Source organism: Salinibacterium sp. M195, assembly GCF_019443965.1.
Lineage (GTDB): Bacteria > Actinomycetota > Actinomycetes > Actinomycetales > Microbacteriaceae > Rhodoglobus.
Map to the genome: position 1 here is coordinate 1189699 of NZ_CP040814.1, position 19969 is coordinate 1209667.

Annotated in this window: 20 protein-coding genes and 1 tRNA gene; 11 read left to right on the forward strand and 10 right to left on the reverse strand. The window is 60.5% G+C overall.

The window, feature by feature from the left end; translation table 11 throughout:
- Positions 1-92 precede the first annotated feature (92 nt).
- Both glyA and FFT87_RS05660 read left to right on the forward strand, forming a co-directional pair.
- Positions 93-1376: a serine hydroxymethyltransferase gene (gene glyA, locus FFT87_RS05655; protein WP_219950349.1), complete on the forward strand. Its 1284-nt coding sequence runs from the start codon at positions 93-95 to the stop codon at positions 1374-1376.
- Positions 1377-1517: 141 nt separating this feature from the next.
- Complete coding sequence (locus tag FFT87_RS05660; protein ID WP_219950350.1) at positions 1518-2393, forward strand: bifunctional methylenetetrahydrofolate dehydrogenase/methenyltetrahydrofolate cyclohydrolase; 876 nt, start codon at positions 1518-1520, stop codon at positions 2391-2393.
- A gap of 162 nt (positions 2394-2555) precedes the next feature.
- Here the strand turns inward: FFT87_RS05660 and FFT87_RS05665 are convergent, their stop codons facing one another.
- The gene (locus tag FFT87_RS05665) at positions 2556-3575 is read right to left on the reverse strand and encodes a galactokinase family protein (RefSeq protein ID WP_255560079.1); all 1020 of its coding nucleotides are present in this window, start codon (positions 3573-3575) and stop codon (positions 2556-2558) included.
- A gap of 43 nt (positions 3576-3618) precedes the next feature.
- Between FFT87_RS05665 and FFT87_RS05670 the strand changes: the two genes are divergently transcribed.
- The 5 genes from FFT87_RS05670 to FFT87_RS05690 all read left to right on the forward strand — a co-directional run bounded on the left by FFT87_RS05670 (position 3619) and on the right by FFT87_RS05690 (position 8210).
- Positions 3619-4539 carry an aldose 1-epimerase family protein gene (locus FFT87_RS05670; protein WP_219950352.1) on the forward strand — a complete coding sequence of 307 codons (921 nt, stop codon included), beginning with the start codon at positions 3619-3621 and terminating at the stop codon, positions 4537-4539.
- Positions 4536-5594: a VIT1/CCC1 family protein gene (locus FFT87_RS05675; protein ID WP_219950353.1), complete on the forward strand. Its 1059-nt coding sequence runs from the start codon at positions 4536-4538 to the stop codon at positions 5592-5594. The genes FFT87_RS05670 and FFT87_RS05675 overlap by 4 nt, the downstream gene beginning before the upstream one ends.
- Before the next feature lie 33 nt (positions 5595-5627).
- On the forward strand, positions 5628-6194 hold the full coding sequence (locus FFT87_RS05680; RefSeq protein ID WP_219950354.1) for a cysteine hydrolase family protein: 567 nt from the start codon (positions 5628-5630) through the stop codon (positions 6192-6194).
- A 40-nt stretch (positions 6195-6234) separates the two neighbouring features.
- Entirely contained in the window at positions 6235-6525 is a 291-nt protein-coding gene (locus tag FFT87_RS05685) for a hypothetical protein (protein WP_219950355.1), read from the forward strand.
- A 122-nt stretch (positions 6526-6647) separates the two neighbouring features.
- Positions 6648-8210, forward strand: coding sequence for a stealth family protein (locus FFT87_RS05690; protein ID WP_219950356.1), 1563 nt, complete (start codon positions 6648-6650; stop codon positions 8208-8210).
- Between the two features lie 80 nt (positions 8211-8290).
- Here FFT87_RS05690 and FFT87_RS05695 read toward each other — a convergent pair whose 3' ends face one another.
- Positions 8291-9268, reverse strand: a complete 978-nt coding sequence (locus FFT87_RS05695; RefSeq protein WP_219950357.1) for a phosphodiesterase — start codon at positions 9266-9268, stop codon at positions 8291-8293.
- A 229-nt stretch (positions 9269-9497) separates the two neighbouring features.
- Between FFT87_RS05695 and FFT87_RS05700 the strand changes: the two genes are divergently transcribed.
- Complete coding sequence (locus FFT87_RS05700) at positions 9498-10349, forward strand: nuclease-related domain-containing protein (protein WP_219950358.1); 852 nt, start codon at positions 9498-9500, stop codon at positions 10347-10349.
- A 28-nt stretch (positions 10350-10377) separates the two neighbouring features.
- On the opposite strand, the gene FFT87_RS05705 is transcribed toward FFT87_RS05700, so the two are convergent.
- From FFT87_RS05705 to FFT87_RS05715, 3 genes are all read right to left on the reverse strand, one after another.
- Complete coding sequence (locus tag FFT87_RS05705) at positions 10378-11232, reverse strand: NAD(P)-dependent oxidoreductase (RefSeq protein WP_219950359.1); 855 nt, start codon at positions 11230-11232, stop codon at positions 10378-10380.
- Between the two features lie 84 nt (positions 11233-11316).
- Entirely contained in the window at positions 11317-11793 is a 477-nt protein-coding gene (locus FFT87_RS05710; RefSeq protein ID WP_219950360.1) for a hypothetical protein, read from the reverse strand.
- Positions 11794-11871: 78 nt separating this feature from the next.
- A tRNA-Lys gene (locus tag FFT87_RS05715) sits at positions 11872-11944 on the reverse strand.
- 25 nt (positions 11945-11969) lie between these two features.
- Here FFT87_RS05715 and FFT87_RS05720 point away from each other — a divergent pair.
- The 3 genes from FFT87_RS05720 (at position 11970) to FFT87_RS05730 (ending at position 14540) form a co-directional block, all read left to right on the forward strand.
- On the forward strand, positions 11970-12599 hold the full coding sequence (locus FFT87_RS05720) for a DNA-directed RNA polymerase subunit beta (RefSeq protein WP_219950361.1): 630 nt from the start codon (positions 11970-11972) through the stop codon (positions 12597-12599).
- Positions 12600-13023: 424 nt separating this feature from the next.
- A complete protein-coding gene (locus tag FFT87_RS05725; protein WP_255560080.1) occupies positions 13024-13620 on the forward strand; it encodes a sigma-70 family RNA polymerase sigma factor in 597 nt (198 codons plus the stop codon).
- Positions 13617-14540, forward strand: a complete 924-nt coding sequence (locus FFT87_RS05730) for an anti-sigma factor domain-containing protein (protein ID WP_219950363.1) — start codon at positions 13617-13619, stop codon at positions 14538-14540. Before FFT87_RS05725 ends, FFT87_RS05730 begins: the two co-directional genes overlap by 4 nt.
- A 123-nt stretch (positions 14541-14663) precedes the next feature.
- Here FFT87_RS05730 and pstB read toward each other — a convergent pair whose 3' ends face one another.
- The 5 genes from pstB to FFT87_RS05755 all read right to left on the reverse strand — a co-directional run bounded on the left by pstB (position 14664) and on the right by FFT87_RS05755 (position 19955).
- Positions 14664-15443 carry a phosphate ABC transporter ATP-binding protein PstB gene (gene pstB / locus FFT87_RS05735; RefSeq protein WP_219950364.1) on the reverse strand — a complete coding sequence of 260 codons (780 nt, stop codon included), beginning with the start codon at positions 15441-15443 and terminating at the stop codon, positions 14664-14666.
- A 17-nt stretch (positions 15444-15460) separates the two neighbouring features.
- On the reverse strand, positions 15461-16543 hold the full coding sequence (gene pstA, locus FFT87_RS05740; RefSeq protein WP_219950365.1) for a phosphate ABC transporter permease PstA: 1083 nt from the start codon (positions 16541-16543) through the stop codon (positions 15461-15463).
- Complete coding sequence (gene pstC, locus FFT87_RS05745; RefSeq protein ID WP_219950366.1) at positions 16543-17487, reverse strand: phosphate ABC transporter permease subunit PstC; 945 nt, start codon at positions 17485-17487, stop codon at positions 16543-16545. Before pstC ends, pstA begins: the two co-directional genes overlap by 1 nt.
- Before the next feature lie 125 nt (positions 17488-17612).
- Positions 17613-18704 carry a phosphate ABC transporter substrate-binding protein PstS gene (locus tag FFT87_RS05750; protein ID WP_219950367.1) on the reverse strand — a complete coding sequence of 364 codons (1092 nt, stop codon included), beginning with the start codon at positions 18702-18704 and terminating at the stop codon, positions 17613-17615.
- A gap of 171 nt (positions 18705-18875) precedes the next feature.
- The gene (locus FFT87_RS05755; protein ID WP_219950368.1) at positions 18876-19955 is read right to left on the reverse strand and encodes a phosphate ABC transporter substrate-binding protein PstS; all 1080 of its coding nucleotides are present in this window, start codon (positions 19953-19955) and stop codon (positions 18876-18878) included.
- Positions 19956-19969: the final 14 nt, after the last annotated feature.

A 19969-nucleotide genomic window follows, 5' to 3' on the forward strand; every position in this document is an offset into this window, starting at 1 on the left:
AACTAACTATGACCAATTCTTGCAGATTCTCGCGACGCTGACTAGCACCGGGTAGATTTGACGTATCCACCCATGTCGCAAGGAGCTCATCTGTGTCAACATTCCTTTCGCCTCTCTCTGAGGTAGACCCCGAGATCGCTGCAGTGCTCGCTCAAGAGCTCGGTCGCCAGCGCAATACTCTCGAGATGATCGCGAGCGAAAACTTCGTTCCTCGCGCCGTTCTCGAAGCACAGGGTTCGGTTCTCACCAACAAGTACGCAGAGGGCTACCCGGGGCGCCGCTACTACGGCGGTTGCGAATTTGTTGATATCGCCGAGAAGCTCGCCATCGACCGCGCCAAGAGCCTCTTCGGTTCCGCGTTCGCGAACGTTCAGCCGCACTCGGGTGCTTCCGCTAACGCCGCAGTGCTCTCGGCGATCGCTAAGCCCGGTGACCGCATCTTGGGCCTCTCGCTCGATCACGGCGGGCACCTCACGCACGGCATGCGCCTCAATTTCTCGGGCAAGCTCTATGAAGCACACGCCTATGGCGTCAACGAAGAGACCGGCGTTCTCGACATGGCCGACGTTCGCGCTAAGGCCATCGAGGTTCAGCCGCAGGTCATCATCGCTGGCTGGTCGGCATACTCCCGCCAGCTCGACTTCGCCGAATTCCGTTCGATCGCGGATGAGGTTGGTGCCGTTCTCTGGGTAGACATGGCTCACTTCGCGGGTCTCGTTGCTGCCGGGCTACACCCCAACCCCGTACCTTTTGCGGATGTCGTCTCGTCGACAGTGCACAAGACAATCGGTGGACCGCGCTCGGGCTTCATCCTCACCAACAACGTTGATATCGCCAAGAAGATCAACTCCAACGTCTTCCCCGGACAACAGGGTGGGCCACTGATGCACGTGATCGCCGCCAAGGCGACCGCCTTCATGCTTGCCGCAACCCCTGAGTTCAAGGACCGCCAAGAGCGCACCCTTCGCGGCGCCCGTCTTCTTGCTGAGCGTCTCGTTCGCGACGACATGACAGACCTCGGCATCGACGTGCTCACGGGAGGCACCGACGTGCACCTCGTGCTCGTCGACCTGCGCAAGTCAGAACTCAACGGTCAAGAAGCCGAAGACCTGCTGCACTCCGTCGACATCACGGTCAACCGCAACGCCGTTCCGGCCGACCCGCGCCCGCCGATGGTCACCTCTGGTCTTCGCATCGGAACGCCAGCGCTCGCCACCCGCGGATTCGGTGACGCCGAATTCACTGAGGTTGCGGACATCATCGCCGAAACCCTCAAGCCCGGTGCAGACCTCGCGGCGCTGCAGGTTCGCGCTCGTGCGCTCGCCGATGCCTTCCCGCTCTATGAAGGTCTCGAAAGCCCCGGTAGCTGGGCTTAACCAGCACCACCTGGGCCTCACTAGGCACAACTAAAGAGCCCGTCGCCGTGTGAACATAGCGACGGGCTCTTTAGCGTTTAATAGACATGGCAGTAAAAGAAGTGGCCAACCAGCGCGTTGGCCCGATTCGAACGGAAAACGATGACCGCAGTGAAACTTGACGGTGTTGCTACGGCAACCGCAGTAAAGAACGAACTGCGTGTTCGCGTTGACGCCCTCAAGGCCCGCGGCATCACTCCGGGCCTCGGCACACTGCTCGTCGGTGACGACCCCGGGTCGCGTTCCTACGTTGCGGGCAAGCACCGCGATTGCGCCGAAGTGGGCATCGAATCAATTCGCGTCGATCTGCCGGCCACGGCATCCGCCGATGAAGTTCGGGATGCCATCGTCGCCCTGAACGAAGACCCTGCCGTCACTGGCTACATCATTCAGCTGCCGCTGCCCGCAGGTCTCGATGAGAACGCGATGCTCGAACTCATGGACCCAGCCAAGGATGCCGATGGCCTGCACCCCACCAACCTGGGGCGACTCGTTTTGGGTGTGGGAACGAAGCTTGACTCGCCGCTGCCATGCACCCCGGCCGGAATTGTCGAAATGCTCGAGCGCTATGACGTGCCGATCTCCGGTAAGCATGTCGTGGTTGTCGGCCGTGGGCTCACCGTCGGGCGCCCCCTTGGGCTAGTCCTCACGCGCAAGGGACTGGATGCCACGGTCACCCTCACTCACTCCCGCACGACCCAGCTCGAAAACCACGTTCGCCAAGGCGACATCGTGATTGCTGCCGTCGGTTCTGCCGGGCTTATCCGTCCAGAGTGGATCAAGCCAGGCGCGGCCGTGCTCGATGTCGGAATTACTCGCGTCATCAACGAAGAGACTGGCAAGGGTCGCCTCGTTGGCGATGTCGACCCTGGCGTTGCCGAAGTCGCTGGATTTCTTTCTCCGATGCCCGGTGGCGTCGGCCCCATGACTCGCGCGATGCTCGTCAAGAACGTCGTCGACGCGGCCGAACGGCTGTAACGGTGACCGCAGAACGGCCACCGAGGCCGCAACGCGTCACCCCGCGCACCCCACGAAAGCGCCGCTTTCCGTGGGCTCAGGTGTGGGTATGGGCCGGCACGGTAGTCGCGATCGCGCTCGCAATCGCCGTTGTGCTAAAAATCAACAGCTAGTTAGAGCTAGCTAGCGATCGCGCAGGGCCCCCTGCGAGGGCGAGAACGCCTCCACGGTGGGTTGCCCCATCGCGTGCTCGGCGAAAGCTCCATCGAGCGCTACCCGCACCCGGGATGCTGTGTCGGTGTCGACGAGGGCGACGGCGACCCCGCTGAAGGGGCGGCCGAGCATCCGTGCCCCCAAAGCGCCTGCGGTCATCGCAGTCTCTACCGCGAGGTCGATTTCTGTCGTCGAGATGCCGTATTCGTCGCGCAGGCTGGCGTGCGACGCATCGAGCAGCGCACCCAATAGTCGTGGCGTTTCGTCGCGGATTGCGAGTGCCGCGTCACGAACCCGCTGATTTTCGGTAACGGTGTGCAGGGTGCGGCGCACTTCGTCATCCGCTAACGCCGTCTCGAGCGCATCGGCGGTTGGCGCATCCGTATCGATGACCAGCAGTTCGAGCCCGGCGGTCTGCCAGTCGAGAGGCAACGGCTCGGGTCGGGTCTCGCCCTCGAGGCGCACAAGGGCATGGTCATCGAGCGCGAACACGCACGCGGCAACATCGGGATGTTCGGGGAGTTTGGCCACGTCATCGCTCAAGTTCCACAGATCGGTCAGAGCCAGAGCAAGCGCAGCCTCAAGGGCCGACGACGAACCCAGTCCGGCGCCCACCGGCACCGTGGTGTCAATGAACACTTCGAAACCGCTGAGCTCGTGCTGATTGGCGGATGCCGCCATCACCTCCTGCACGATGCTGAGAGCAATCTGGCTCCACCCCGTTGCGCTGGTGCCGGTGGCAAGCTCATCGAGCTCGACCGTGACGAGCTCGTCAACGAGAGCACTCGCGATGCGCACGCTGCGATCTGTGCGGGGTCCGGCGGCGAGAACGGTGCGGCGGTTGATCGCAATCGCAAGTTCGGCATCCGTGTCGGGGCTCGTGGCGGTGCCGAGAAGGGTGAGGCGGCCGGGGGCAGACCAGACGCCGGCAGCGGGGTGACCGAAGATGGCCTCGAAGTCGATGAGTACGTCATCGCGAATGTCAGACATGGGTGCTTCTTTCCTGAGTGCTTTACGCCGGTAAGCTGTTGCGGTGAGCGTGCCTACCGGAAACCAGTACATCATCACTCGAGCCACTGAGCAGGGGGAGGCTCGGGCAACCATCACCGAACTCGCCGCATCGTTGCGCGAATTCAGCATTGGTGGGGTTGACCTTGTCGAATCGTACGCCGAAAACGACATGCCGCCCTTTGCCGATGGCATCGTGTTGGTGCCGTGGCCGAACCGCATCGAAGATGGTACGTGGATGCTCGATGGTGAGCCGCAGCACCTCGACATCACCGAGCGCGATCGCAACAACGCCATCCACGGCCTGCTGCGTAACTTCGGCTACAGCCTCATCGAGCGCACAGAAGGCTCAGTAACTCTCGAGGCCACGATCTTCCCGCAGCACGGCTACCCGTTTCACGTGCACACCACAGTGCGCTACGAACTGGTTGAGGCTGGGCTGCGCGTAACCCACACGGCTACGAACCTGTCGGATGCCGCAGCCCCGTACGCACTCGGAACTCACCCTTTCTTCAAGATTGGTGACACTCCCGTCGCTGAACTGACGCTCACGATGACCGCCGCCACCCGCTTCGAATCGAACGACCGCCTCATTCCCACCGGTGAAGTCGCAGTTGCGGGCACCGAGTTTGATCTCAGCGCCGGCCGCCCCGTCGGTGAACTCGACTTCGACACTGCCTTTGGCGGCGTTGAGGTCATCGATGGTGTTGCTGCTCGCCTCACTGCCCCCGATGGTCGCGAAGTGCGGGTCACGGTCGACGACAAGTTTGATTTCGTACAGCTCTTCACTCCGCGCAACTTTCCGACCCTCGCCGGCATCGGCCAAGTTGTCGCCATTGAACCGATGACGGCAGCGCCTAACGCCTTCAATACCGGCCGTGGCCTGCTCTGGCTCGAGCCAGGCAACGAATTCTCGGCGTCCTGGGGAGTCGAGTTCTCCGCATGACGCACAGCCCCGGCCTTCGCGAGATTCGGCGGTGGCGACGGTATCTTGCCGCCGAACGCGCTGAAGCCGCCGTGTACCGTGATCTGGCATCCCGCCGCACCGGCGAAGAGCGCGAGATTCTGATGGCTCTGGCCACAGCAGAAAAGCGCCATGAGGATCACTGGTTGACGCTGCTCGGCGAGCATGCGGGCCGCCCGTTGCCCACTGATCCCCGCACCCGGCTTCTCGGTTTTCTTGCGCGCCGTTTTGGGTCAGTATTTGTGTTGGCCCTTGCGCAGCGTGCAGAATCACGATCGCCGTATCTGGATGACGCAGACGCGACAGACACGATGGCCGCCGACGAGGCAGTGCACGAGGAAGTGGTGCGCGCCCTCGCAACGCGGGGGCGTCAACGACTCTCGGGAACGTTCCGCGCTGCCGTGTTCGGAGCCAACGATGGGCTCGTCTCCAACCTCGCACTCGTGCTCGGCATGAGTGCAGCAGGACTCCCCAACGCTGTCGTTTTGCTCTCCGGTGTTGCCGGGCTCCTTGCTGGTGCGCTCTCGATGGCCGCCGGCGAATACGTCTCTGTGCGCTCCCAGCTTGAACTCGAGAATGCTGCAGCGCACGGCCCTATCGCAACAGACTCCGTCACCAGTCTCGACGTCGACGAAAATGAACTGGCCCTTGTCTATCGCGCTCGCGGGATGAGCAGCGAGGATGCCGAGCTTCAGGCCGCCGAAGTGTTGTCGGGGCGAGATGCACAACCGGAGCCGGCCACCGCAGCACATAACCCGATTGGCTCAGCGGTCGGAGCATCCGCGTCAAGTTTCCTATTCTTTGCTTCTGGCGCGGTCATCCCGGTGCTGCCCTACCTTTTTGGTGCGGAAGGCCTCACCGCGGTGTTCATCGCCTCAGCCCTCGTGGGTATTGCCCTGCTGATTACGGGGGCCATCGTGGGTCTGCTCTCGGGGGCCTCGCCATTGAAGCGAGCGCTGCGGCAACTGGCCATTGGCTTCGGGGCCGCCGCCGCCACCTACCTCCTAGGGCTACTATTCGGGGTAAGCGTCGGCTAGTTCTGTAGCGACAGCAACGGCGAGGAGGCCGTCATGACAACAGCACTGATCGTCGTCGATGTGCAACAGGGATTCGACGATTCTGACTATTGGGGTCTGCGCAACAACGCAGACTGTGAATCCAACATCGGGATGCTGGTTGGCCATTGGCGTCGCGAAGGCTGGCCCATCGTCTATGTGCGGCACGATTCCTTAGATCCGGCATCACCGTTGCATCCCAGCGCGCACGGCAATCAGTTCAAAGATGTGCTGTCTGGCACCCCAGAGCTGCTGGTGTCGAAGTCGGTGAACTCAAGTTTTCATGGCAGCCCCGACCTTGACTCGTGGTTGCGCGCATCCGGGATCAATTCGATTGTGATCTGCGGCATCACCACCAATCACTGCTGCGAAACCACGGCACGAGTCGGCGGTAATCTCGGCTACGACGTGAAATTTGTATTGGACGCCACGCACACCTTCGGCCGCGTCGGGCCGTACGGCGAAGAGGTGACGGCCGACGAGCTTTCCCGTATGACCGGGGTGAACTTGCACGATGAGTTTGCCCAGATCGTCGCGACGCGCGACCTCTTGGGAGCCGCGCCCGAAGGGTTCATCGTTTAAGTCGGAGCACTGCCTTGCGCAGCGCGGAGAGAAGTGACCAGTGAAAAAGTTTCTATTCCTTTACAAAGGTTTTGAGCAGCCGACCCCCGAAATTGGTGCGGCCTGGATGGCGTGGTTTGGCGATGTCGGTGACGCAATGATTGATCCCGGTAACCCGCTCAGCGCCGGAATTGAAGTCACGCGCGAGGGCGCAACTGCTCTCGATTTCGGTCTGGATGCCCTCACCGGTTATTCGGTGATTGCCGCTGAAAACATCGATGCGGCTTTGGCGCTGGCAAAAACGAATCCGATGATTACGAGTGTGGTGGTCTACGAACTCGGCAGCATGTAGTTCGGCGTTGCCGAGCGCAATCCGACCGATTCTCAGCGGGTCAGGCTACTCTCAGAGAAGCTAACGCCTCGCCGATTTTCGGTCGCTGGGCAGCTCATTCACGCTTTAACGACGGGGCCCCCATGATTGACCATGTTTCTTCTCCTGCGGTTGTGAACCGCGACGATGTTGTGCTTCACGATGGACTGCTGGCGCTCAGCAATGACACCCTGACACCGCGTGAAGCGGTGCGCGATGATCTGCTGTTTCTTCGCGCTGTTCTCGACAATGCGGGCATCGGTTTTCTGTTAGTGCGCGGCGATGGTGAGACCCCCGTGTTGGCGGTCGACTGGAAGGACCGCAAGGCGCTCAAGATTGCCCTGGTCGCCGCTTGCCAGAATGAGCCGTTCTATGTGAAGCCAGCTCGCATCAAGGAGAACGGTAAACCTGTTGCGTCGGATGCTCGCGATAGCCCCGTGCTCGTCGCAGACGGTGTGCTCGTGTCTGTGATCAAAGCGAAAGCCATGATGTTGTTCCGCCCGCGCGTTGAGCCAGCGGGCCGACTTCGATTCGACGCACCATTCGGCGTGCGACTTGAGCTGTGGGAACACGTGCGCAATGAAGTTGTTGCGCCAAACCCGAACGCACTGATGCGCCGGTGGGTGCCGCGCACTGAAGCAATCGACGACACCGTCGAGTTTTACGGTCAGTCGTGGCCGACGTTGAAGGGAATGTTCGATCCGCTGGCCAGCGACATCCAGTTCGATATTGACATCGTTTTCTCGTGGGTTGATGGTGCCGAGGTCGAATGGCAGAAGGCTCGGGCTGCCCGCATGGCAAACTTCGTTGTTGGCGAAGGTGACGACTCTGAAGCACGCTTTAGACAGCTGGATGAACTGAAATATGCCCTTCGCTCGGTGCACTTGTTCGCCCCCTGGATTCGCAATATTTACATTGCGACTGACTCGCCTCGACCGGCCTGGTTGGCCGAGCATCCGCGGGTCACGCTCATGCGCAGTGAAGACTTCTTCGCCAACCATGACGACCTGCCGACTCACAACTCGCACGCTGTCGAAAGCCAGCTGCACAACATTCCCGGGCTGAGCGAACACTTCTTGTATTCGAACGACGACATGTTCTTCGGTCGTTCAGTGAGCCCGTCAGCATTCTTCACTCCTGGCGGTGTCTCCAAGTTCATTGAGGCACGCACCCGCATCGGGTTGGGCGAGAGCAGCATCGAGCGCTCCGGCTTCGAGAACGCTGCCCGCGTCAACCGTCGGCTGTTGCAAGAAAAGTTTGGTGCCACGATCACTCGCCATCTCGAGCATGCCGCTACGCCGCTGCGCGTCTCGGTGCTGAAAGAGCTTGAGCAAACCTTTCCCGAGGACTTCAAGCGCACGAGCGCGAGTGCCTTCCGTCAGGCCACCGACGTGTCGGTAACGAACTCGCTGTACCACTACTTCGCGTTGCTTAGCGGCAAGGCGATGATTCAGGCGGATGCCAAAGTCAAGTACGTCGACACAACGTCGCTCGAGGGGCTGCGTAAGATGCGTTCGCTGTTGCGCAAGCGCACGAGTGACTTCTTCTGCCTCAACGACGGGAGTTTTCCCGAGATTTCGGTAGAAGATCGTGCAGCCGCTGTGCGGTCATTCCTCGACGAGTATTACCCTGTTGCGGCGCCGTGGGAGCTGCCAGAGGTCGAATAGTTTTTCGGCGAAATAGGCGAGTCCAGCGAACTCGGCGAGTCCAGCGAACTCGGCGAGTCCGGCTACTTCAGCGAGTTCAGTTACGCGGCGAGGGTCGCTGCGTTTTCTTTGGTGACAATTTCCGCGTCAGCTGAAGTGTCGCTGGGAGCAAGCTCGTGGGCGACAACGTGAGGGTTGGTGGCGGGGGCGATGGTAATGCCCTCCTTTTCCAAAATGTCTGCCGTCTCTTCAGCGGTCACATAGGCAAGGCTGCCGTAGTCGCCGAGGGGCACTACCGAATGCAATACGGTCTCGTCATAAACGTGCACCAGATTGAATGACTGCGCACCATCCCGTCCTCTGGTTCCTCCGACGGGAACGTTGAGGTCTTGCGTGTAGCAGGTCGCTGAAGCGACCGAGACGGGGATGCCGGCAAATGTTGCCGATGTGGAGTAGTGCAGGTGTCCGGCGATGATGCTGCGGATGTCACTGCCACGGATGACCGCAGCTAGCTCTTTTTGGCCGCGCAGTTCCACCGTCACGGCGAGGTCAAGCACGGCAGGTACCGGGGGGTGGTGCATGGCGAGAATGGTGCCGTGGGGTGCCGGGGTGGCGAGCACGTTTTGCAGCCACAGCAGTTGGGCATCCGTCACATGGCCGTAGTGGTGGCCGGGCACGGTGGAGTCGAGGGTGATGATGCGCAACCCGTTGATGTCGATGACATCGTCGATCGGATCTGTGGTGGCAGGTGCGTCGAGCAGGGTGGTGCGAAAGTTGGCACGGTCGTCGTGGTTTCCCATCAACCAGACGATGCGCGCACCTAAGCGGTGAGCAGCAGGTTCAACGATGTCGCGAATCTCGCGGTAGGCGGCAGGATCGCCCTTGTCGGCGAGGTCACCCGTGAAAACAATTGCTTCAGGCCGGGAGCCGGATGCTTCGAGTTCGGCGAACAGCTGCCGTAGCTTCACTTCGCTATCAAGGGAGTCGTAGAGCTTTCCCCCATCCGCCAAAAAGTGCGTGTCACTCAAATGCAACACGAAATGGTCGGGCCGTGGATACTGCGACGCGTAGCCGGTCATGTCACCAGTCCAACACTTCTGTATGGATGGCGGGTGAACATCCTGCGGCAAGTTGCGGCGTGCCCCTGGAACTGCGCGGTTTTGGCGAGAGGTTGTGGCCCGATTTGGGGGCGTTCCGCTACTGGCGAATTCGAAGTGGTCTCAAAGTGGCCCTTTCGGGGGCTGAAAGCGTTCCCACAAACGAGATAGTCTCGACTTGAGAGCGTTGGTAGGAGGCGGGAGGGCAGCAATGATCCACGATATTGGGCACGCAGGGGATGTTGCGACTCAGCCAGAGACCTTAGCCACCCGCCCGGTGGCATATTCGATGATTACCGAGCTGTTCCGAGTGCAGGCCGACGCTGTGCCGCGAAATAAGTTCCGGCGGATGATGGGGGTGAGCCCCGTGCATCCGGATGCTGAAAGCTGGTTTTCGGGGGCGCACGGCGAACTCAAGATGGGGGAGTTGCTCTCGCAGCTTGGCCCCGAATGGTTGGTGTTGCACGCGGTGCCGGTCGGCACTGGCGAAAGCGATATTGACCATGTAATCGTCGGTCCTGGCGGAGTTTTCACGATCAATACCAAACGGCACGAGCGCAAAAAAATCTGGGTCGGCGAGCGCATACTGCTGGTCGCGGGCCAAAAATCTGACCACCTGCGCAATTCTCGCCATGAGGCGAAACGCGCCTCCAAGCTGCTGTCGGTCGTCACGGGCAGCTCCATCGTGGCCCATCCGGTTATTGCCGTAGTTGGTGCGTCATCGTTCACCTTCAAGCAACGGCCCAAAGATGTCAGTGTGATGGATGCCCGACGTGTGCCTCGGTGGCTCAAACATCGCCCGCCGGTGCTCTCCGCCAAAACCGTGCAACGCATCTCGGCAGCCGCTGTAGATCCTCGAACTTGGCATCCCAGTGCGGACCTCACCATCGACCCGACTTATCTCGATCGCTTTCGTGTCCTCGACAGGCAGGTGGTCTCCGCGCGACGACGGCGATTGCTGTGGGCCGCCGTTGTGACGCTCGGAATAGCTGTTGTGGCATACGTTTATGTGCTCCCGGCCGTGACCTCTCTAATCGTGGCGGCCATCAGCGGGATTGGCTAGAGACTCAACGAAGCGACCTTTACCGCTGCTAGTCGCGCCAGCTGTGCTGCGGCACCCAGCCGAGCAACCGCTCAGCTTTGGCAATTGAGGTCAGCGACGTGTTGACGCCCAGCTCGCCGCGAATCTCGACATCAGGGAACACCTCGGCCACTAGTTCAGCATTCGGCCGTGACATGACGGTGTCGGCGGCGAAGATGTTGAAGACGTCATAGCCGGGGCGGGAGGTTTCCAGTGCCAAGCGGATGGCGTTGGCGCCGTCGCGGGCGTCGATGTAGCCCCACAGGTTCCAGGAGCGCTGCCGGGCATCCGCGTCGAAGCTGGGGAATTCGGCGTAGTCAGCCGGGTCCATCACGTTCGAGAAACGCAGCGCGCTGATGCTGAGGGGTGGGTCCCAGCGCACGAACTTTCGCGCCATCTCTTCTTCAAGGTGTTTCACCATCGAGTACGTCGACTCTGGCCGTGTCTCGTACTCTTCGTCGAGCGGAATGTAGGGCGGGGGAGTCTCGAACGGCAGCCCGAGCACGGTCTCGCTTGAGGCGTACGCGATTGTCTTGATGCCCAGCCGCTTGCACGCTTGAAACACGTTGAAGGTGGCATTCATGTTGTTGTGGAATGTGGCGGCATCCGACCACAGACCCGGCGCGGGGATCGCACCGAGGTGGGCGACAGCATCCAGACCCTCATGGCGGTCGTTGACGCCAGCGAGAGCATCCACGACCTGGCCGTAATTGGTGAGGTCGACGTAGGTGAACTGGCTACGGTCGGGGCCAGCCATGTCGAGCACGATCACGGTGTGGCCGGCAGCACGCAAGCCGGCAACGGTCGCCCGCCCGAGCTTGCCGTTTCCTCCGGTGACGGCGATGCGAAGGGGAGTGGATGACATAGTGGGCTCCTTTGCTGCGGCACGAGTGAGTAACGTGGAACCGCCGCGAGCCATGCTAACTCCAGCGAGCCTGTCTTGCGGAGACTAGGAGCGTGCAGGGAACTCGGCGAGTTCCGTCTCCCACGCCGCGACTGCGTGCTTGATGTCACCCGGCGCGATTGTGAGATCCATGAAGAACTCCCTGTCGCTCGTCACGCTCGGCGGTTGTGACTCTAACCAGAGGAACGCGCGGATCACGACGGCAGCGGGAGCAAAGCTCACGAGGCCAAATCCAAGGTTCGGTTCGACGTGAGAAATGGTGGGCTCCTGCGCACCTGCACCGCTCAACTCCATCGGCTCAATAAGCCCGTGGGCGGCACGCGTCAACCACGTGCCCAGGCTGTGTGCCTCATCCACCAGCAAGCAGGGCTCGAGGAAGTTCCATTCTTCGGTGCCGCACCGCGCGCGCCCGTCAATCAAAAGCCAGTTGGCGTCGTAGGGATCGACGCGTACATCCTCAAACTGGTAAGCCATAGGCTCGATACTGAGATAGTTCGTTCCCTCGAGATCCCATAACTCCATGGTCAGGAGCCTAACCGCGGCACGCTCCGCAAAGCGGAGAAGAATCGCAACAAGCTACCTCGAACGCGAAGAAAAATGTGGGCCCGCCGGGACTCGAACCCGGGACCCGCGGATTAAAAGTCCGATGCTCTACCAACTGAGCTACAGGCCCTACATGTTAAGCGTACCGTGATCTTATGGCCGAAAATTTCCATAAGCCCACGCAGTACTCGACAGATAAGTTTGACACATATGAGGGGGGACAAGATCCCGCCCAAATAATGCGCGCAGCCCACGATACAGCCCACGCGCTGCTTGATGGTGCACGCGACACGGATGACCCTGCCGTGCTCGATCGAATCGTCGCCTATACCGACAAGCACGGCATCGATGCGCTCGCGGAGTTGTGGTCACGCTCAAGCCCCGGCAGTCTCCCCGGCGCACTCTGGCGCATCTATTTGTTGAGGGCCGTTATTCAACAGGATGCTGTGGGCACGAGCCTTCTCTTTCAGCGTGGCATTGACACGCTTCCCACTATTGATGCGGCTGTGACGGGTGCGGTGAACCCGACCGGACCTAATGAGATCAAGGATCTTGCTGACCAGATTCTCCGTGGTCTTTTTCAGGGTGACTTCGGTGTCGCACTTGATCGAGCAGGTTCCTTTAGTCGCATCCTGGCGTCGGGGGCCGGCAGTGTCGCTGACGATCAAGAATTGTTAAACCCCGAGCGGGCGAGCGAACTGACGACCCGAGCCGCTCGGTTCTCGTTAATGGGGCAAGAGTTCACCGCCTGCGCCAAACTCTTCCGGGCTGGGTCTCTCGACTAGCAACCGTTCCTATGCAGCCCGCAGCCCTACGGACGGAGTAAGAGCCGGCCTCCGCTGCCCGCGAACACTGTCCCCAATTGGAGGCTCCAAGGTGTCACACAGCCAGCCTTTTGCTAAGCTTTTCGTTGCCGGGCCACAGTAACCCCGGGCTCCAAAATTAGCCGCTTAGAGCGGCCCTGCGTCGTGAGGCGTTCTCTGTGGCTCGGCTTTTTCGCGCCCAGGAGACATTCTGAGTGTTTCCGCCCGGCCCGCGCTTGCCCGATTTCTGCACTAACCAATCCAGTTGGTTGAGGGCACCGAATTACTCACCAGTGAAAGTAACTGACGACAACCATCGTCGGCCCAGCATCCACTGACTGAAGATTCGCTGCTGAACCACACGAACTGCGATGAAGGAGCACAGGAACCTGTCATGCTAGTCCTTATGTCTCGTGAAGCTGATGTCGGCGCTACGCCTGAAGAACCGGGTGTGCCTGCCACGAGCCCGCAAGACCTGCTTGAGCGTGTCGCCACTGGTGACCAGGCCGCATTTAGCGAGCTATACGACCAGCTAGCCCCTCGAGTTTTTGGACTCGTCAAGAGGCTCCTGCGCGACCATTCGCAGTCCGAAGAAGTGACGCAAGAAATCTTCTTAGAGATCTGGCAAACCGCAACCCGATTCGATTCGAATAAGGGCGCCGCGGTCAGCTGGATTCTCACCATGGCTCACCGCCGAACTGTTGACCGTGTACGTGCATCGCAGTCGTCCCGCGACCGCGACGTTCGTATCGGCATCCGTGATCACAACCCGGACTACGATCACGTCTCAGAAACCATTGAAGTCCGACTCGAACACGAAAGGGTAGAGAAGGCCATGTCCCGACTGACTGAATTCCAGCGCCAAGCTGTCTCCCTTGCGTACTACGGCGGCTATAGCCACAGTGAGGTGGCGACCATGCTTAAGGTTCCTGTCGGCACTGTCAAAACCCGACTACGTGATGGAATGATTCGCTTGCGCGACGAAATGGGGGTGGCATCATGAACGACCGCAACGACGATCTCGCCGCCCAGTCTGGCGCCTACGCTCTCAACGCGTTGACCCCAGAAGAGCGCGAAGCCTTCGAAAAGCACCTCGCTGCTTCCGACGAAACCCGCACCGAAACCACCGAACTTTCTGACACCGCAGTAGTGCTTGGTATGGCCATTGATCCGGTCACGCCGCCACCAGCGCTCAAGGCCAACCTCATGGCGATGATTGCGCAGACACCGCAGTTGCCTCGTGAGGTCGACACGCAGCCGGAGGCAGACGAAGCACCCAGTGTGGATGTCGCAGCCGCCCCGATCGCAGCGGTAACGCCGCTGGCAGCATCGGTTTCGTTCGCTGGTGAAGATTCTGCTGAGCAGTCAAGTACTGAGCAGTCGAACACCGCGCAGCCGGCGTCGGCGACCCCCGCGTCTCGTGCTGAGGCTAAAGCTCAGGCGCGCTGGTTCACTCGCCCCGCTACTGCTCTTGCTGCCGTCGCGGCAGCAGTTGCACTCATCGTTGCCGGTGGTGTTGTAGCCGATTCGATCGGTCGTGCCTCCCTCGAGCAAACAAGCTTCGCTTCGCAGCAGGCTGACCAGCTTGCCGCTATCAACGCGGCAAGTGATTCGCAGCGTCTGGTCTCGACGGTGGCTGGTGGGGCTACAGCCACTTTCGTGTGGTCGGAAGAGCTCGCGTCATCCGTCGTCATCGTCGATGGCCTTGAGGCTCTTTCCGCCGATCAGGTTTACGAACTCTGGTACATCGACGAGTCTGGTGCACGCCCGGCCGGCCTCATGCATGCCGCTGAAGATGGCCCCACGTGGCGCGTCTTGGACGGCGATATGGCTTCCGGCGATGTGGTCGGTGTGACGATCGAGCCCAAGGGTGGATCTGACGCGCCAACGACGGAGCCCATCGTCGTCTTCGAAACCGCGTAGCAGTCAACGCCCGAGCAGATCGCGCACCAAACAGAGTTCGCGCAACGAACATGATTTAGGCACCAATAGAAAAGCCCCCGGCCAATAGGCGCGGGGGCTTTTCTCTGTAATCGAGAAGGCTCGTTAGCCGAATTTGCCGGAGACGTAGTCTTCGGTCGCCTGAACGCTGGGGTTCGAGAACATGGTGTTGGTGTCGTCGTATTCGATGAGCTTGCCTGGATGGCCGGTTCCCGCGATGTTGAAGAACGCGGTGCGGTCAGACACGCGTGCGGCCTGCTGCATGTTGTGCGTCACGATCACGATTGTGTAGTCCTGCTTGAGTTCCTCGATGAGGTCTTCAATGGCGAGTGTCGAGATGGGGTCGAGGGCCGAACACGGCTCGTCCATCAGTACAACGTCGGGCTTCACAGCGATGGCACGTGCGATGCAGAGCCGTTGCTGCTGTCCGCCAGAGAGGCCAGATCCGGGCTTGTCGAGGCGTTCTTTGACTTCTTGCCAGAGGTTCGCGCCGATGAGGGATTGTTCGACGAGGTCGTCGGCGTCGCTCTTGCTCATGCGTGAGTTGTTGAGCTTCACACCAGCAATCACGTTGTCGCGGATCGACATTGTGGGGAACGGGTTGGGTCGTTGAAAGACCATACCTACTTGACGTCGCACGCTCACGGGGTCAACGCCGGGAGCGTAAAGGTTGTTGCCGTCGATGAGCACTTCGCCCTCAACGTACGCTCCGGGGATCACTTCGTGCATCCGGTTCAGGGTGCGCAGGAATGTTGATTTACCGCAACCAGACGGGCCAATAAAGGCGGTAACGGTGCGGGGCTCAATCGTGAGAGTTACACCTTCTACAGCGCGAAACTTGCTGTAGTAGACGTTGAGATCATTGACTTCGATGCGCTTAGACACGAATAGGGTTCCTTCGGTTATCGACCGGTCTTGGGGGCGAAGATCTTGGCGATGATGCGTGCCAGGAGATTGAGTGCCATCACGATCAGGATGAGGGTGAGTGCTCCAGCCCACGCCCGATCGATGTAGGCCTGGGCGTCGGTGCCCTGTGAGATGTACGAGCTGTACACGAAGACGGGCAAGCTCTGCATGCGGTCACTGAACAGGGAGTAGTTGAAGTTGTTAGTGAAGCCTGCTGCAACAAGAAGCGGCGCGGTTTCACCGATTACGCGGGCGATGGAGAGCATCACCCCAGTAGTGATTCCGGCGATGGATGTCGGCAGCACAACTTTCATGACGGTCAGCCATTTGGGCACGCCGAGCGCAAATGCGGCCTCACGCAGTTCGTTGGGAACGAGCCGCAGCATTTCTTCGCTTGAGCGCACGACCACGGGAATCATGAGCACGGAGAGCGCGAGGGCGCCGGCAATTCCGATGCGCACGCCGGGCCCGAAGATCAGCACGATGAGGGAGTAAGCGAAGAGTCCGGCGACGATCGACGGGATGCCGGTCATGACATCCACGAAGAAGGTAATGGCTTGGGCGAGACGCCCGCGACCGTACTCGACGAGGTAGATGGAGGTCATGAGACCGATGGGCACCGAGATGATGGATGCCGCCAGGGTCATCTCGAGGGTGCCGATGATGGCGTGCGCGGCGCCTCCACCTTCTCCGACGACGTTGCGAAGTGACAGCGTGAAGAAGTCGAGGTCAAAGCGAGCTGCACCATTGACGGCAACCGTGTAGAGCAGCGAGATGAGAGGCAGCAGCGCGATAACGAAGGCGAGCGTCACCAGGGTAGTTACGAGCCGGTCTGTGGCGCGACGGTGGCCTTCGACGAGCCGTGAGACGGTGGTGAGCACTACGGCGTAGAGCACAACGCCGGAGAGGACTGCGCCGACGATGTTGAATTCGCCTTCGGTTTGGGCGGCCCGAATGAACAGGAAGATGATGACAGCGGTCGCGAGACTGCTGATGAGCATCACGACGGGTGCCCAACGGGGTAGCTGCCCGGCGACGTAGGCGTTCTCGATAGCGCGTGCTGGTGTGGTGGTGGTCATCAGTTCGCTCCCGAAAATTCCTTGCGGCGGTTGACGATGTAGCGCGCGATCGTGTTGACGATCAGGGTGATGGCAAAGAGGATGAGGCCGGTTGCGATGAGCACATTGACGTTGAGTCCGTAAGCCTCAGGGAAACTCAGCGCAATGTTTGCCGCGATCGTCGACGGGTTAGTTGAACTGACCACGTTGAAGGTGATGACATTTGACGCGGAGAGCACCATGGCAACGGCCATTGTTTCTCCCAGGGCACGACCCAAGCCGAGCATCGCGCCAGAGACGATACCGGCACGTCCGAAGGGCAGCACCGCTATCTTGATCATTTCCCAGCGTGTAGCGCCGAGGGCGAGTGCGGCTTCTTCGTGAAGCACGGGGGTCTGCAGGAAGACTTCACGGCAGATGGCCGTAATGATGGGCAACACCATAACGGCGAGCACGATGGATGCGGTGAGGACCGTGCGGCCGGTGCCGGATGCTGGACCGGCGAAGAACGGGATCCAGCTGAAGTTCTCGACGAGCCAGGAATAGAACGGCTGAACTCCCACGGCGAGCACGTTGCCGCCCCAGAGGCCGAACACTACCGAGGGAACAGCGGCGAGTAGGTCGATGATGTAGCCGAGCGTTGCCGCGAGTGGGCGGGGAGCGTAGTGCGAGATAAAAAGCGCGATGCCGATAGCAATTGGAACGGCCATCATGAGGGCGAGCGCTGCAGACCACAGTGTTCCGAAGACAAGCGGGCCAACGTAGGCCCAGAAGTTTGTGCCCTCGAGGAGGGTAGTTTTTTCGGGATCCGCGGTGATTCCCGGTACGCCTTGAATAACGAGGAAGGCAGCGACTGCTGCGAGGATCGCGAGGATGAGCGCGCCAGCGGTGAGGGCGGTCCCGGAGAAGAGGCGGTCTCCGGGGCGCTGCTTCGCGCGGACACGGGCAGCCGCAGTCGAGGTCATGTGTCGAGTATCCCTTATCCCTGGCTTGGTTTAGTGCGTGGTGACTGGATGGTGCTGGTTCTTGCAGTGCAAAGTCTGCCCGACCCCGCTGCCTGTGGCAACGGGGTCGAAGCAGACTGAGGATGTTACTTGATGGCGTCTACGGCAGCCTGCGCCTTGTCGAACAGGGTCGAGGAGATCGGAGCTGAACCAGCAGATTCTGCCGCGGTGTTCTGTCCTTCGTCGCTGATGATGTAGCTCAGGTAGCCCTTGACGAGGTCAACGTTCTCGCTGGAGACGTACTCGTTGCAGGCGATGAGGTAGCTGATCAGGACGACCGGGTAGACACCTGACTCGTCGGATGCGCGGTCGAGCTCGACAGCGAAGTCGGTCTCGCCACGGCCTTCAGCGAACGGCGAGACATCGACGATTGCTGCTGCAGCTTCGGGGGAGTAAGGAACGTATTCGTCGCCGACCTTGACGGCGACGGTTCCGAGGTCTCCGGCGCGTGACGCGTCGGCGTATCCAATGGTTCCGGTTCCGTTAGTGACGGCGTCAACGAGACCAGAGGTCTGAGGTGCACCTTCGCCACCGAACTCGGTCGGCCAAGTTTCGATCGAGCCGACGGTCCAGACCGAGGGAGCTGCAGCCGACAGGTAGTCGGTGAAGTTCGCGGTCGTTCCCGAGTCATCCGCACGGTGAACGGGGGTGATTCCGAGATCGGGAAGCTCTACGCCGTCGTTCTGCGAAACGATTGCTGCATCGTTCCACTTGGTGATCGTGCCGTTGAAGATTCCGGCGATCGTGTCAGCGTCAAGGTTGAGCGAGTCAACACCGTCGAGCTTGAAAATGATCGCGATCGGCGAGATGTAGGCAGGGATCTCGAGGATGCCAGTGCCGGGAACGCACGAAGCGAAGTTGTCTTCGTCAATCTCTTCGCTCTTGAAAGCACGGTCAGAGCCAGCGAATTGGCTTCCGCCACCGATGAACGTGTCGCGTCCACCGCCGGAGCCGATGGGGTCGTACTCAACGGTGACGTTCTCGTTGGCTGTCTGGAATCCAGCAACCCAGGCCTCTTGGGCTGACTGCTGTGACGACGCGCCTGCGCCGACGAGAGTTCCGGTGAGGTCGGAGCCAGTTGCTTCGCCTTCGGTGCCGCTTGCTGCTGCGCACGAGGAGAGGAGGATGGTGCCTGCGATAGCAATGGCACCGATGGTGCCAAGACGCTTGAAGTTCACAGTTTTCCCTTCGGAATGTTGATTTCAGGTTGTGGGCCGGTGCGACCCAAATAGAAAACCTAAGCAGCGTTAGTGACCACCATTACCTTGTTAGGTAAACGGCAGGTAAACGCCGCATCAACATGATGCGGAAGAGCCCCGGTTGTGCGGGATGACGAGCTCGCGCTCGGGTTACTTGATTGCCGCTACTGCGGCGTTCGCCTTGTCAAAGAGAGTTGCTGAGATTGGGGCAGACCCGGCGCCGGCTGCGGCCGCCTGCTGGCCCTCTGGGCTGATCACGTAGTCCAGGTAGCCCCGGATAACATCCACGTCCTCTGCCGAAACATATTCGTTGCAGGCGATGAGGTAACTGATCAGCACGACCGGGTAGACACCGGATGCTGTGGAAGCCCGGTCGATCTCGACGGCAAAGTCTGTTGCACCACGGCCTTCGCCGAACGGCGAGACATCGACAATCGCGGCGGCAGCTTCTGGCGAGTAGGAGACGTACTCTTCGCCGACTTTTACTGCCACTGTGCCGAGGTCGCCAGCGCGCGAGGCATCGGCGTAACCGATCGTGCCAGTTCCGTTAGTTACCGCATCGACAACACCGGATGTTTGGGGTGCGGCTTCTCCGCCGAGCTCAATCGGCCACTTCTCGATGTCGCCCAGATCCCACGTGCCGGGTGCTGCTTCGGCCAGGTAGCTCGTGAAATTTGCTGTCGTGCCGGAGTCGTCTGCGCGATGCACTGCGGTGATTCGCTGATCAGGAAGTTCGACGCCCGGGTTCTGTTCGACGATCGCCTCGTCATCCCAGCGGTTTACTTCACCCATAAAGATTGCCGCGATGGTGTCGGCATCGAGGTTGAGTGAATCGATTCCCTCGAGACTGAAAATTATGGCGATGGGAGAGATATAGGCCGGAATTTCGAGGATGCCGGTGCCAGGCACGCACGACACAAAGTCGCTTTCCGCAATTTCATCGACCGTGAACGCGCGGTCTGAGGCTGCGAACACCGCGCCGCCACCCACGAAGGTGTCTCGACCGCCGCCGGAGCCGATCGGATCATATTCAACCGTGGCCCGCACGTTAGCGAGCTGGAAGCCTCGAACCCACGACTCTTGCGCAGACTGCTGCGATGACGCACCAGCACCAATAATGGTGCCAGAGAGTCCAGTCCCGTCGCCAACGGGTGCTGTTACGCATCCGGAGAGCGTGAGAGCGGTAGTCATCGCGATGATGCTGACGGTGCCGAGGCGGGTGAACTTCACTGCTGTCCCTTCGA